The sequence below is a fragment of the Gordonia sp. YC-XJ4 genome (assembly GCF_059511865.1).
The window spans coordinates 619,749-632,880 of record NZ_CM183447.1; the positions used below are offsets into that span (position 1 = coordinate 619,749).

13 protein-coding genes are annotated in these 13,132 nt (G+C 67.8%); 8 read left to right on the plus strand and 5 right to left on the minus strand.

The genetic code is table 11. The annotated features are described in order from the left end of the window. Positions 1-8: 8 nt before the first annotated feature. Positions 9-965 carry an oxygenase MpaB family protein gene (locus AC5ZH6_RS02755; RefSeq protein WP_094601710.1) on the minus strand — a complete coding sequence of 319 codons (957 nt, stop codon included), beginning with the start codon at positions 963-965 and terminating at the stop codon, positions 9-11. 122 nt (positions 966-1,087) lie between these two features. On the opposite strand from AC5ZH6_RS02755, the gene AC5ZH6_RS02760 reads away from it, so the two are divergent. From AC5ZH6_RS02760 to AC5ZH6_RS02775, 4 genes are all read left to right on the plus strand, one after another. Continuing rightward, a complete protein-coding gene (locus tag AC5ZH6_RS02760) occupies positions 1,088-1,804 on the plus strand; it encodes a TetR/AcrR family transcriptional regulator (protein WP_006369359.1) in 717 nt (238 codons plus the stop codon). Further along, complete coding sequence (locus AC5ZH6_RS02765; protein ID WP_006369360.1) at positions 1,801-2,499, plus strand: TetR/AcrR family transcriptional regulator; 699 nt, start codon at positions 1,801-1,803, stop codon at positions 2,497-2,499. The genes AC5ZH6_RS02760 and AC5ZH6_RS02765 overlap by 4 nt, the downstream gene beginning before the upstream one ends. A 102-nt stretch (positions 2,500-2,601) precedes the next feature. Further along, positions 2,602-3,819, plus strand: coding sequence for an acyl-CoA dehydrogenase family protein (locus AC5ZH6_RS02770; RefSeq protein ID WP_006369361.1), 1,218 nt, complete (start codon positions 2,602-2,604; stop codon positions 3,817-3,819). Then, positions 3,816-4,841, plus strand: a complete 1,026-nt coding sequence (locus AC5ZH6_RS02775) for a phosphotransferase family protein (protein ID WP_006369362.1) — start codon at positions 3,816-3,818, stop codon at positions 4,839-4,841. Before AC5ZH6_RS02770 ends, AC5ZH6_RS02775 begins: the two co-directional genes overlap by 4 nt. Positions 4,842-4,858: 17 nt before the next feature. Here AC5ZH6_RS02775 and AC5ZH6_RS02780 read toward each other — a convergent pair whose 3' ends face one another. Beyond that, entirely contained in the window at positions 4,859-5,563 is a 705-nt protein-coding gene (locus AC5ZH6_RS02780; protein ID WP_006369363.1) for a histidine phosphatase family protein, read from the minus strand. 183 nt (positions 5,564-5,746) lie between these two features. Between AC5ZH6_RS02780 and AC5ZH6_RS02785 the strand changes: the two genes are divergently transcribed. Further along, positions 5,747-6,163 carry a VOC family protein gene (locus AC5ZH6_RS02785; protein WP_006369364.1) on the plus strand — a complete coding sequence of 139 codons (417 nt, stop codon included), beginning with the start codon at positions 5,747-5,749 and terminating at the stop codon, positions 6,161-6,163. 108 nt (positions 6,164-6,271) lie between these two features. Next, positions 6,272-7,444 (plus strand): GGDEF domain-containing protein, encoded by a 1,173-nt coding sequence (locus tag AC5ZH6_RS02790; protein WP_006369365.1) that lies wholly within the window; start codon positions 6,272-6,274, stop codon positions 7,442-7,444. A gap of 12 nt (positions 7,445-7,456) precedes the next feature. On the opposite strand, the gene AC5ZH6_RS02795 is transcribed toward AC5ZH6_RS02790, so the two are convergent. After that, on the minus strand, positions 7,457-8,539 hold the full coding sequence (locus tag AC5ZH6_RS02795; protein WP_006369366.1) for a sigma-70 family RNA polymerase sigma factor: 1,083 nt from the start codon (positions 8,537-8,539) through the stop codon (positions 7,457-7,459). A 523-nt stretch (positions 8,540-9,062) separates the two neighbouring features. Here AC5ZH6_RS02795 and AC5ZH6_RS02800 point away from each other — a divergent pair. After that, positions 9,063-10,373 (plus strand): ROK family protein, encoded by a 1,311-nt coding sequence (locus tag AC5ZH6_RS02800; protein WP_006369367.1) that lies wholly within the window; start codon positions 9,063-9,065, stop codon positions 10,371-10,373. Between the two features lie 256 nt (positions 10,374-10,629). On the opposite strand, the gene AC5ZH6_RS02805 is transcribed toward AC5ZH6_RS02800, so the two are convergent. After that, complete coding sequence (locus AC5ZH6_RS02805) at positions 10,630-11,487, minus strand: ABC transporter permease (protein WP_014358596.1); 858 nt, start codon at positions 11,485-11,487, stop codon at positions 10,630-10,632. Then, positions 11,484-12,497, minus strand: a complete 1,014-nt coding sequence (locus AC5ZH6_RS02810; RefSeq protein WP_496168399.1) for an ATP-binding cassette domain-containing protein — start codon at positions 12,495-12,497, stop codon at positions 11,484-11,486. The genes AC5ZH6_RS02805 and AC5ZH6_RS02810 overlap by 4 nt, the downstream gene beginning before the upstream one ends. A gap of 185 nt (positions 12,498-12,682) precedes the next feature. Here AC5ZH6_RS02810 and AC5ZH6_RS02815 point away from each other — a divergent pair, with 185 nt between their 5' ends. Beyond that, on the plus strand, positions 12,683-13,102 hold the full coding sequence (locus AC5ZH6_RS02815; protein ID WP_006369370.1) for a TOBE domain-containing protein: 420 nt from the start codon (positions 12,683-12,685) through the stop codon (positions 13,100-13,102). The last annotated feature ends 30 nt before the right edge of the window (positions 13,103-13,132 follow it).

Consider the following 13,132-nt stretch of genomic DNA (forward strand, 5'->3'; position numbering starts at 1 on the left):
CCGCGACCTCAGACCAGCGGGCGCTTGGTCCGCATCCGCCACTTCACGTCGGCGAGCAGCAGGTTGAACGGAAAGGCGCGCAACGGCTTCGGCAGGCGCTGGATGATCGCGCGGGCAATCGCGTTGTGCACGTCGAAGAATCGCTGCTGCCACGGCTTCATCTCGATGCCCATGGCGGCGCGGAAGCCCTCGGGCAAGAAGCCGAGGGTGAAGATCTCCGAATGCCACCCGAACAGCCGCGAGACGATCGGGTGGGCGAACTCCATGCGAGCGATCGACATGAGGTGATCGCGGATGACCGGGTCGATCTCGAGCCGATCGATCATGCCGTTCCAGTAGTCGTCGAAGTCGGCGCGGGTCGCCGGCCACATCTCTCGTGGCATCTGCAGGGTGGTGCCCATGACGGCGCCGGCCTGGTAGGCCTGTTCGGTGATCGCGTCGGGGTCACCGAAGATGCGCTGCACGTCCTCCCACCCCTTGTAGAGGCAGGCCGCCACCCATAGCTGCAGTTCGGGATCGAAGGCGTTGTACTTCACCGGACTCTCGGGTGTGGAGCGCACCTTGGCATGCGAGCGCCCGACCGCGCGGCGATAGGCCTTGCGCACCTTGGGGTCGCCGCTGGCCGCCACCGCGAGATAGGCGAGCGTGGTGCGGGTGCGCTTGACCGGGTGCTTGAACAGGTTGCCCGAATCCACCCGGCTCTCGTACACGCCGTAGCCGACGGCCGGTAGTGCCAGCTGCATGATCACGTTGGCCGGACCGGCCAGCGTGGCGATGCCCAGCATCTCCATGTTCGCCGCGGGCAGGGCGTCGAGCTCGGCCCGCGACATACGCGCCGCGCGCGGCAGGAATTCGGTGTCCGGGGCGGGTGCGGCGAGGTTGGCCTCGAGGGCACTGTCGTGCGGGAGTGGTGAATTGCCGAGTGCCGCCGACGTGCCGAGTGCCGCGGCGTCTTGTGTGGTCATGTTCCGACCTCCGATCGGACCGGATGTGCGCGAGACCCCTCGAATCGCGCCAATCTGGTAACGGATGTTTCCCGATTGATTGAACCTGTTCTCGCCGAAAGATGTCAAGGGAGGATGACAAGATGGGAGCCGTGACCGACGGCTCCCCGCGCGATGCGACACCGCAGGCCGAATCGGATGCCGTGCGCGCCGACCCGCAGGCCGCCGGTGCACCGCTGCGTTCCTACGGGGGTGTCGACGGCGACGAGCGGATCTCCCGTCGCCGCGAGGCGCTGATGGACGCGACGCTGGAACTCCTCGACGCCGAGGGGGCGGTCACGGTGCGCGGTATCTGCCGGGCGTCCGGGCTCAACCCGCGCTACTTCTACGAGAGTTTCGAATCGGCAGACGCGCTGGTCGCGGCCACGTTCGACCGGGTGATCGAGGAGATCTCGGAGGCGGCGCTGACCGCCTTCGCCGCCGGGGTCGGCGTGGCCGGAAAGGTCTCCGGTGCCGTCGGTGCGATCGTCGACATCGTCGACGCCGACCGCCGCAAGGGGCAGTTGCTGTTCTCACCGTCCCTGCTGTCGCCGGTCGTGGCCGCCAAACGCAACGAATCCACCGGGCTGTTCGCGATGTTGACCCTGCACGCCGCCTCCGATGCGCTCGCGACGGAGGTCGGTCCGGCGGCCATCGCTGCCGCCCAATTCCAGGTCGGGGGGCTCGGTCGCCTCGTCTCCACGTGGCTCGACGACGAGATCCCGCTGGGTCGCGACGAGCTCGTCGCGCTGAGCGTGCGGCTGATGATGTCGCTGGTGGGTGCGGTCACCGACGGTGGTGACGATATGTTGGAGCCATGAGCGACGGAGTGGGTGACACAGGGGTCGAGGAGGCGACAGCGGATTCCCGGTCGGATGGTCCCGAGGGAGCGCACGCGTCGGAGGCCGTGCAGACCACGTCGTCGTGGCGCGATTACGGCGAGGCCGAGCTGCCGGTGCCGCTGGCCGCCGCGCTGGCCGCATTCGCCGAGCACGGCTATCACGGCACCTCGGTCCGGGAGATCGCCGCGCGCGCGGGCCTGTCGGTACCCGGGCTGTATCACCACTACCCGTCCAAGCAGTCGTTGCTGCAGGGGTTGCTCGAGCGCACCATGACCGATCTGCTGGCCCGCTCCGAGCAGGCGATCCGCGAGGCGGGGCCGGAGCCGGTGAGACGCTTCGACGCCGTCGTCGAGTCGCTGTTGCGTTTCCACATGTATCGCCGTGAACAGGCCTTCGTCGGGTCCACCGAGATCCGCAGCCTCGACGACTCGTACAAGCCCACCTACATCGGGCATCGGGACCGACAACAGCACATGGTCGACGAGATCGTCTTCGCCGGGGTGGAGGCGGGCGACTTCGAGACCGAGTACCCCAAGGATGCCGCGCGTGCGGTGGCGACCATGTGTGTCGGGGTGTCGACCTGGTTCAAGCTCGACGGAGAACTCGGTGCCGACGAATTGATCCGCCGGAACCTGGTTCTCGCCCGCCAGATCGTCGGCTACCGTCGGGGCTGAGCCGAGCGCTTGACCCACGACCGGTGGGATGGCAAGGTGTGGTCTCGACAGAGCGAACGCTCGGTCGGCATGGGCTGATCGGGCTTCAGTTGAGGAGACCGAATGCCCATTGACCTGAGTTACGGCGCCGACGTCGAGGATCTGGTCACCAAGACCTCCCGCTTCATCAAGGAGTATGTGCTGCCGATCGAGGAGCGCTTCGGCGGCGACATCGAGGCCGCGGGCGGCGACGAGATCCGCCGGGAGATGAACGCCAAGGCCAAGGCCGAGGGCATCTTCGCGCCTCACGCGCCGGTCGAATTCGGCGGGCTGGGGCTCGACATGTCCGACCGCGCTCCGGTGTTCGAGGCGGCCGGTTATTCGACCTTCGGTCCGGTGGCGCTGCACATCGGGGCGCCCGACGAGGGCAACGTGCACATGCTCGCCCACATCGCGAGCGAGGAACAGCGCCACACCTACCTCGCACCCCTGGCTGCCGGTGATGTGCGCTCGGCGTTCGCGATGAGCGAGCCGTCGCCCGGTGCCGGCTCGGACCCCAACGCCCTCGCCACCATTGCGACCAAGGTTGACGGCGGCTGGAAGATCAACGGCGAGAAGCGATTCATCACCGGGGCCGACGGCGCCGGGTTCTTCATCATCATGGCGCGCACCGCGGGCTCGCCCGGCGACCGGGGCGGTGCGACGATGTTCCTCGCCCCCGCCGACCGCGAGGGCATCGCCGTGGGCCGTCACATCCACACCACCGACCGGTCGATGGTCGGCGGTCACTGCGAGGTCCGGTTCACCGATGTCTTCGTCCCCGATGCCGACGTACTCGGTGAGGTCGACGAGGGATACCGCTACGCCCAGGTGCGGCTCGGCCCGGCCCGCATGACCCACGTGATGCGCTGGATGGGTTCGGCGGTGCGTTGTCAGGACGTCGCGGTCGACTACGTTTCGCGCCGTGAGGGTTTCGGCGGCAAACTCGCCGATCTCGGCATGATCCAGCAGATGGTCGCCGACAACGAGATCGACCTCGCGGCCGCCCGCGCGCTCCTGGTCAAGGCGTGCGCCGAACTCGATCGCGGAGGCCACGCGTCCAACGAGACCTCGATCGCGAAAACCTTTGCCGCCGAGGCATTCACCCGGATCGCCGACCGCTCCATCCAGATGTGCGGTGGCACCGGCGTCTCCGACGACCTGCCGCTGGCCCGCCTGCAGAACGAGTTGCGGCCCTTCCGGGTCTACGACGGACCATCCGAGGTGCACCGGTGGGCGATCGCCCGTCGCACCATCGGGCGTGCCCGCAAGGCCGCAGCGGCCGCGGAGGCCGCCCAGTGAGCGCCGCATTCGATCCCCGGAGCGTCCTCGATCCCGCGGTTCTGCGAAAGTTCCTGGAGGACAACGATGTCGACGTCGCCGGTGATCTGCAGATCGATCTGGTCAGCGGCGGCAAGTCCAACCTGACCTTCTCGGTCACCGACGGGGTGAAGAAGTGGATCGCCCGCCGACCACCCACCGGAGGCCTCACGCCGTCCGCGCACGACATGGCCCGGGAGTGGACGGTGACCAGCGCGCTCGGTGCCACCGATGTGCCGGTGGCGCCGACCGTCGCCTTCGACGCCGACGGTGCGATCCTCGGTGCGCCGTGCACCGTCGTCGAATTCATCGACGGAACCGTCATCCGGACCGCCGCAGAACTCGACGCGCTCTCCGATACGGAGGTCGACCGCAATCTCGACGGGCTCGTCGCCACCCTCGCGGCGCTGCACGCCGTCGACTACGAGACGGTCGGCCTCGGCGAATTCGGCCGCCCCGCAGGCTTTGCCGGTCGCCAGGTGAAACTGTGGGCGCGTCAGTGGGGCATCGTCAAGACCCGAGAGCTGCCCGACGTGGAGCGGCTGTGTGGCATCCTCGCCGACCGCGTCCCACAGGACGCCCGCGCGACCATCGTGCACGGCGACTACCGCGTCGACAACACCATCCTCGACGCCACCGACCCCGGAAAGGTTGCCGCGGTGGTGGATTGGGAGATGTCGACGCTCGGCGACCCGATCACCGACGTCGCCCTGATGTGCATCTACCGGGAACCGGTCTTCGACACCGTTCTCGGATTCGACGCCGCCTGGACCAGTCCGCGGTACCCGTCGGCCGCCGAGATCGCCCAGCGCTATGTGACCGCGACCGGAAACGACCTGGGGGACTGGGACTTCTACCTCGCGCTGGCGAGTCTCAAACTCGGTGTGATCGCCGAGGGCATCAGCCATCGCGCCCGGGCCGGGGCCTCCCCGGAGGCCGGCGCAGAGAAGGCCTCGGAGGCGACGGCGGAGTTCATCGCGGCGGGGCTGCGATACGTCGGGTGAGCACCCGGGCGTAGGCCCTACCGGAAGGTCGCGACACCACCGTCACGGTCGTCGAGGTGGGTGTGCTCGTTGAACGAGACGACCGAGACGCCGCGGCGTCCGACGATCAGCTTGGTCACCGACGCGTTGATCATGGCGCGCGCCACCGCGGGCCACCGCTGCGAGGGCACATCCCACAGGTCGGCGATCCACTGGGCGATCACGCCCGCCGAGGACACCACCAGCACCGTCTGGCCGCTGCCCGCGTGCGCGGCGGCGTCGTGTCCGGCGGCGTCCACGCGTTCGCGGAAGGCGCGGTAGGTCTCGCCGCTACCGTCGTGCGCGGCATCCGGGGTGTCGTCGCGATCGATCCAGGCCGACAGCGAATCGTCGAGCCGTTTCTGATAGTTGCGACCGTCGGCGAACTCGGCCGCGCTCGCCTCGCCGACCAGCGCCGGCAGCGCGTATTCGTTCCAGCGCGGGTCGATCACCGCCTCGGGGGCGTCGTCGAAGCGGCTCAGCACCCCGGCGAGGGTGTCGCGCTGACGCGGCAGATCGCCGCAGATGGCCGTGGTGATCCGCGCGGTCTGCGCGGCCAGGAGATCGCCGGTGAGACCGGCCTGCACGATCCCGGTGGGGGTGAGTCCGCCGACCTCACCGGAGGCGCTCGAGTCCTGCGACCCGACGATCCCGTACGCCTGCGGGTCGGCCTGACCGTGCCGCACCAGATAGATGACACCCATGAACCGAGCCTATTGGGGGCCTCGACGTCGGTGACCTCGAGGGTGGGCATGACCTCTGCCGATGACTTCGCGGGTGCCGACGGGTCAGTCCTTGGTGACGATGCACAGCTGCGATCCCCCGACACCCTTCTCCGGACGGCGCGGACGGCGCAGCTCCGGACCGGGCGGTGGGTGGTGGCGCCGATGATGTTCGTCAATCTGCCCGTCGCCGACGTGTCGCGATCGCGCGAGTTCTTCGGCCGGCTCGGATTCGTCTTCGACGAGATGTTCTGCGATCGGTCCACCCTGTGCATGTCGGTGAACCAGCAGACGATGGTGATCATGCACCGCCGCAACCGTTTCTGCGGCTACGCGTCGTCGCCGGTGGCTGATCTGCGAGCCGGGCGGGAGGCAGTTCTGGCGTTGTCGGCGTCGTCTCGGACCGAGGTGGACCGATGCGCCGACGCGGCGTTCGACGCCGGGGCCACGCCGCTGCGTGCCGCCGACGACCTCGGCTTCATGTATGCCCGCAGTTTCTGCGACCCCGACGGGCACGCCTGGGAGTTCGTGTGGATGGACGGCGCGCAGATCGCCGGCGAGCCGGGTTGGCGAAGTGAATGACCGATAGCTGACTCGGCAGTAACGTTGCGCCTGCCGAATGCGATTATTTGTTTCAGTGAATCGCGATGGTCCGTTCCGGGCACCGGATGCGGTGGGGAGGACTGTGAGGTGGAGAAGACGCGCACAGGCAAGTCGCATACAGGCGAGTCGCACGCAGGGCAACAACCGAGTGGAGTCGGTCGCCGGCCGGTTCGTGACCTCATTCGCGAATGGTCACGCTCCGGCGACGAGGGCCGGTGGCTACGCGAGTTCTGCGCGCGGCGCGGGTGGGGACGATTCCTGGCGCACTGCTGTGCCCTCGGCGGGCTGGTGATGGCTCTGGCGGTGCTGTTCAATGCGATCGTGGGCGCGCAATTGGCCTACTCGAGCAGCCGGTTGGTCATGTGGATCTGCGTGGCGGTGGGGGTGCTGTGGGCGCTGCGCTGGCTGGGGCCATGGCCCAACCAGCGCGAGATCGTCGGGCTGGTCATCGTCGGGGACATCACCATCGGCGCCGCCTGTCTGCAACACTCCGACCGCATCACCGGTATCGCCGGCATCTCGTTCTTCGCCGTCCTCGGCATCGTGGTGGCACTGTTCTCCACCCCGAGCGTGCAGGCCGTCCACCTCACCGTCACGGGCGTGGTGCTCGTGGTCCTGCTGATCTTGCTGGGCCGGGAGCAGGGTATCGCCGTGCTCGTCGGGGTCGGGATGCCGAAGGCGTTGGGGGAGATGATGGTGTGTGCGGGCCTGCCGGTCGTGCAGTTCGCATACTGGGTGATGCGTACCAACGCCGACGACTCACTGTGCGATCCGTTGACCGGCGTCGCCAACCGGCGTGGCCTCGTCGACCATCTGGCACGTCTCGACGCCGAGTCCGTGGTGCACCCGGTCTCCGGTGAGGCGTGCGGCGTGATGTTGGTCGACGTCGACGACTTCAAACACGTCAACGACACCTTCGGGCACGGTGCCGGCGACGCCGCGCTCACCCGGGTGGCTGACGTACTCACCGAGGTCTTCGGTCCCGAGGCACTCATCGCGCGCGTCGGTGGCGACGAATTCGTGGTCATCGGCCGGGTCGGTGACCACCGGTTCCGGGCATGCGCCCGGGCCGCCGCCCGCGCGATCAGTGCGTTCCCGGACCCGTCGATCACGGTGTCGACCGGAATCGCCACCGCAGCAGAGCCGTTGTCGGCCAACCTGTTCGACGAGCTGGTCGAACAGGCCGATCAGGCCATGTACCGGGCGAAGGGTCGCGGGCGCCCGCGGCGAGATGGAGTGGCGTCGGAGAACATCGCGTGACGGGTGGGTGACTCAGTCCGGCTGGTGATACGCGCTGGGGCCGGCCGCGGCAGGAGCTTCATACGGGGTGGCCGGGAGCCCGAAGCGGGCGAAGTCCTGCTCCATGGTCTCGCTGAAGAAGGCGACCACGTGGGCGACCGCACGGGCTTCGGGGTCCAACTCGAGAACCTGCAGTTGGAACGGACGATGGACGCCGTCGGGCTCGCGCATGTACAAACCGAAGGCCGGCTGCCCGTTGGCGATGGTGGGCAGCAGGATCTGATCGCCTGCCTTCTCGGCAGGGCAATTGCCGCGGATGAGCGTGCCGATGGCTTCGCCGCCGAGATACCAACCGGTGAACGGCGGCATCTCCCAGATCGACGAATCGGTGAACATGTCGACGATGGCGTCGACGTCGTAGCGTTCGAAGGCCGACACGTACTTGGCCAGTAACTCGCGCTTCGCGTCGTCATCGAGTGTGGATACCGAATCCTCTTCGGTGCGAACATTTTTCAGCTGCTCCCGAGCGCGCTGAAGCAGACTGTTGACGGTGGCGGTGGTGACGCCGATGGTGTCGGCGACCTCGGCTGCCTTCCACTGCAACACATCCCGCAGGATCAGAACGGCGCGCTGACGCTCGGGCAAGTGCTGCAGGGCGGCGATGAACGCGAGACGAATGGATTCGCGTGCGCCGACGACATAGGCGGGGTCGGCGTCGTCGCCCGGCGTGATCTCGTCGACGGTGCCGGCGTACGGCTCGAGCCAGGGGACCTCGTGGTCCTGGGTGAGGGTGTCGGTGGGGTCGTACGCGTCGCCGCCGAGTCCGGACGGCAGCGGGCGACGCTGGCTGCTGCCCAGCGCCGTCAAGCAGGTGTTGGTGGCGATCTTGTGCAGCCAGGTGCGGACCGACGCGCGCCGGTCGAACTTCGCATACCCGCGCCACGCGCGTAGATAGGTTTCCTGGGTGAGATCCTCGGCGTCGTGATGCGACCCCATCATGCGGTAACAGTGGGCGATGATCTCGCGGCGGAAGGGCTCGGTGGCCGCCAGGAACTCGGCGTCGGAGGGGCCGGAGGACAGAGTCGTCGCCGGAGGAGTGGCGGGGGTGACGGACATGCAGACAAGGCTACGACGGCCCCCCGACAGCTTCCAGGCGATTGACAGACTCACGACCCGGTGGCGGCCCCGGCGACTTTTGTGCGGCGTGCGTCAAACCCGGGTCGACGCACCACGGTCGGCCTATCATCGCCGGTGAGCGCCCATGTGTGCAGGTCAGGGCGCGTGTTGCCAGGTGTGACGTGTGCACGTGCGCGCTTGCGGATGCGGCGCGCCGATTGCTAGCTTGAGGTCCATGACGTGCAGCGAGAACAGACGCATCCCGGAGGTGACCTACATGATCACCGCCCTGGGTTGTCGTCTGCCGTTCGCTCGTGTCCTGTGTTGTTGTCGAATGTCCTGATCGCCGAGTCTCTCAGCGTCCTTTCCCGACGCCCGCGATCTCCTTCGCCTCTTTGACAACCCTTCCCACAACAACGCCATTCGCGGTGCTGAAAGCCTCGGCGCCGCAGCCCCCGTCGAGACACTCGACCGTTGGACGCCGATGGCAGCCTGTGGCACATTCACGAGGACACATTCACTCATGACCGCAACGATCGACCACCGCACCCGCACCACCGTTCCGTCGCCCGCCTCGCCGCGCGTCGTCCGGCCCCGTCCGATCCCCGGTGGTTCCGCCCGGGTCGATACGCGGGCGCTGCGCAAGGGGGGTCGAGGCATCCACGTAGCGACCCCGCAACTCGAACTCTCCACCAAGCCCTCGGCGCTGGTGCTGCGTACCGCCCGACTCTCGGGCCCGGTGTTCCGGGACGAAGCCGCCGAACTCACCGGACTGTCCATCTCGACGGTCAACCGCCAGGTCGGCGCACTGCTCAAGGCCGGACTGCTGCGTGAACGCGCCGATCTCGCACCGGCCGGCGCCATCGGGCGGCCGCGACTGCCCTTCGAACTCAACGTCTCGACGTTCCTGACCCTGGGCATCCACATCGGTTACAAGGTCACCTCCATCACCACGCATGATCTGCTCCACCGCGTGGTCGGCGCGATCCAGATCCCCACCCCGATCGCCGACACCCCGGAACAGACCCTCGCCGCAATCGGCGAGAGCGCCCAACGCTTTCTCGGCCGCTGGACCACTCGTCGCGTCCTCTGGGCCGGCGTCGCCGTCGGCGGTCGGGTGTCGCCGGGCGGATTCGTCGACCACCCACGCCTGGGTTGGGAGAACGCTCCGGTCGGGCAGGTCATCGCCGAGTCGGTGGGGCTGCCGGTGTCGGTGGCGTCGCATGTGGAGGCCATGGCCGCCGCCGAGCTCGTCGTGAACCCCAGCGGTTCCGACGCCGATCAGCGGTCGAGCTTCCTGTACTTCTACGCCCGCGAGATGGTCGGGATCGCCTTCAGCGTCGACGGCACCGTGCACACCCCTGCCGGAGGGCCGCCGGTGATCGGGCACTTCCCTGCGTCGGGTACCACGCTGCTCGACCCGAACCGGACCGGTCGGCTCGAGCCCACCGTGTCGGATACGGGTGTCGTCGAGGCGGCGCAGTCGCTGAATCTGCCGGTCAACGACATCGAGGGGGTGCTGGCTCTGGCCCGCAGCGGTGACGCGACCGCCCGCGCCCTGCTCGAGGAGCGAGCCCAGGTGCTCGGCCGTACGGTGGCACTGATCGCCGACATCTTCAACCCCGATCACGTGATCCTCGGTGGGCAGGCCTTCACCGACTACCCGACGACCCTGCCCGTCGTCGCCGGATCGCTGCGGGAGACCTCGGTGGTGCCCAATCGCGATGTCCGCGTCTCGCATTCGGGCACGACGGTCCAGCAGCAGGCAGCCGGTGCGGTCTCCCTCGACGCCGTCTACAGCGATCCGCTCGCCGCGCTCGCGGTCACGGAGTAGGTCGGAAACAGTCTTGGCGCAGGGGGGTCTCGAGGCTTCGTCGCTATCGCTCCTACGCACCTCGACCATCGGGGCAAGCGCATCGACCATCGGGATGGGTGCACGCTTCTCGATGGTCGAGGTGTGACGACCCCCTGTGGCGAGGGGCCTCGAGGCCGCCGTCGGTTGGTGCTGGGTCGGAATCGGCATTGGCGCAGGGGGTCTCGAACCGGTGGTAAGCACGTCGACCATCGGCGGCGGGGTGCTCCCTGCCGGGTCAGTCGGCCGTGCGCTTGGCGTAGTTGCGCAATGCGAACGGGGAGAAGATCGCGGTCAGGATGATCGCCCAGATGAGCGTTGCCAGTTCGGGATGACGCAGCGGCCAGGCGGCGTCGGCCGCGGCGTCGGGGCCGTTGCCCCAGAGCACGCGCATCGCCTGAACCAGCGCCGACATCGGGTTCCATTCGGCGATCGCCCGCAGCCACGACTGCATGTTCTGCGTGGGCACGAAGGCGTTGGAGACGAAGGTGATCGGGAACAGGATCGAGAACATGAACCCGTTGACGGCCTCGACACTGCGCAGCCACGAACCGATCAGCACACCGAACCAGATCATCCCGAAACCGAAGAGCAGCACCAGCGCGAAACCCAACGCGCCCTCGGCGACCGAGGTGGTGATCCGCCAGCCGATGATCAGCCCGGTCAGGGCCATCACGACGATGCCGATCGAGGAGTGGATGAGGCTGGCGATGCTGCGTCCGACCAGCACCGAGGACCGACGGATGGGCAACGACCGGAAGCGGTCGACGATGCCCTTCTCCAGGTCGGCGGTGATCCCGGTGGCGACGATGAACGCGGTGAACACGATCGTCTGTCCCATGATGCCGGGCAACAGATATTCCTTGTAGCTCACCCCGGGTACGCCGAGGCTGATCGCCGGACCGAAGACGAAGGCGAACAGCACCACGAACATGATCGGCTGAATCGTCACATCCGACAGCATCTCGGGCATGCGTCGGGTATGGATGAGATTGCGGCGCACCATGATCCAGGACTGCTGCGCCAGGTTCGTCTGGTGTACCGCAGGCCGGTCGGTACGGGCGGTCGCGGTGGTGGAGGCACTCGTGGTGGTCATGCTGCTCCTTCGTTGGCCGACTCGTCGTCGGCAGGGGCGTCTTCGGCGCGATGGCCGGTGAGGGAGAGGAAGACGTCGTCGAGGCTCGGACGGACCAGGCCGAGGTCGTCGACGGCGATCTGTGAGTCGTCGAACCAGCCGGCGATGCGCGTCAGATCCGACAATCCCGCGGCAGCGGTGGTGACGGTCCGCGCGTTCTCGTCGACGAAGACCTCGTTGCCGCTGCGCGACAGCAGGTCCCGTGCTTGCGGGAGGTCGGCGTCGTCGGAGACGGTGATCACCACGCTGGCCGCGCCTGCCTGTTGTTTCAGCTGCAGCGGCGTGCCGTGGGCGATGATCGCGCCGCGGTCGATGACGACGATGTCGTCGGCGAGCTGATCGGCTTCCTCCAGGTACTGGGTGGTCAGCAACAAGGTGGTTCCGGACTTCACCAACTCGCGCAACACGTCCCACAGTTCGTTGCGGCTGCGCGGATCGAGGCCGGTGGTCGGTTCGTCGAGGAACAGCACCGGTGGTGCGGCCAGGAGGCTCACGGCCAGGTCGAGTCGTCGGCGCATACCACCTGAGTACGAGCGGACCTGTTTGTCGGCGGCATCGGTCAACGAGAACTGTTCGAGGAGCTCGACGCTGCGCCGGGCGAGGTCGCGACGGCCGATGCCGTAGAGCCCGCCGATCATCTTGAGATTCTCGCGACCGGTGAGGATCTCATCCACGGTGGCGGCCTGCCCGGTCAACCCCATGTTCCGGCGCACCGCGTCGGGTTCGGCGATGACGTCGTGACCGGCGATGCGCGCGGTGCCACTGGTCGGGGTGGACAGCGTCGTCATCATGCGCACGATCGTCGTCTTGCCGGCGCCGTTGGGGCCGAGCAGCCCGAGAACCGATCCCGGGGCCACGGAGAACGACACGCCGTCGACGGCGGTGAAGTCGCCGAAGGTCTTGACCAGATCGACGGCTTCGATCGCGGGATGGTCGCCGAATGCGGCTCCTGAGGAGGGTGCTGCGGTCATGGTTCTCCACGCTAGTAGACGGAACGGGTGGGTTGGCCAGCGATTTTCTCCGCGCCGGCAGTGCTCGCAGGTATGGACCGCGAGCGCATGCGCAATTCATCGGTGAACGAGCAAACACACGTCGAATACCGCGAATACGGTTGGTGAGCGACGATCTCTCCGATTCTGCGGATAAGCTACGTGCCATGCCCTCGATCCGGATCCGTGATGCGGCGCTTCTGCTGGGAGTCAGCGACGACACCGTGCGGCGATGGATTGCGGCCGGAACGTTACCCGCGAGCACCGACAACGCTGCCGGGTCGGCCGGCGGGGTCACGACGGTCGACGGTGCACGCCTGGCCGAGATCGCCGTCGAACGCGCCCACGCCGATGCCGCGACATCGCCGATGCTGACCTCGGCGCGCAACCGGTTCACCGGATTGGTCACCGATGTCGAGATGGACGGGGTGATGGCCAAGGTGGGTCTGCAATGCGGGCCGTTCGCCGTGACCTCGCTGATGAGCGCCGAGGCGGCCCGCGAACTCGAACTCGAGCCAGGTGTCGTGGCGACCGCGGTGGTCAAGGCGACCACCGTCATCGTCGAACGTGCCGCCGCGGATTTGTGACCCGTCGTTCAGTGAGCGATCCCGATATCT

Coding starts and splice junctions, on each gene's coding strand:
- AC5ZH6_RS02770 (WP_006369361.1), top strand. CDS start 2,602: ATGCCCATTGACCTGAGTTACGGCGCCGACGTCGAGGATCTGGTCACC.
- AC5ZH6_RS02755 (WP_094601710.1), bottom strand. CDS start 965: ATGACCACACAAGACGCCGCGGCACTCGGCACGTCGGCGGCACTCGGC.
- AC5ZH6_RS02765 (WP_006369360.1), top strand. CDS start 1,801: ATGAGCGACGGAGTGGGTGACACAGGGGTCGAGGAGGCGACAGCGGAT.
- AC5ZH6_RS02815 (WP_006369370.1), top strand. CDS start 12,683: ATGCCCTCGATCCGGATCCGTGATGCGGCGCTTCTGCTGGGAGTCAGC.
- AC5ZH6_RS02785 (WP_006369364.1), top strand. CDS start 5,747: ATGATGTTCGTCAATCTGCCCGTCGCCGACGTGTCGCGATCGCGCGAG.
- AC5ZH6_RS02780 (WP_006369363.1), bottom strand. CDS start 5,563: ATGGGTGTCATCTATCTGGTGCGGCACGGTCAGGCCGACCCGCAGGCG.
- AC5ZH6_RS02795 (WP_006369366.1), bottom strand. CDS start 8,539: ATGTCCGTCACCCCCGCCACTCCTCCGGCGACGACTCTGTCCTCCGGC.
- AC5ZH6_RS02760 (WP_006369359.1), top strand. CDS start 1,088: ATGGGAGCCGTGACCGACGGCTCCCCGCGCGATGCGACACCGCAGGCC.
- AC5ZH6_RS02805 (WP_014358596.1), bottom strand. CDS start 11,487: ATGACCACCACGAGTGCCTCCACCACCGCGACCGCCCGTACCGACCGG.
- AC5ZH6_RS02810 (WP_496168399.1), bottom strand. CDS start 12,497: ATGACCGCAGCACCCTCCTCAGGAGCCGCATTCGGCGACCATCCCGCG.
- AC5ZH6_RS02800 (WP_006369367.1), top strand. CDS start 9,063: ATGACCGCAACGATCGACCACCGCACCCGCACCACCGTTCCGTCGCCC.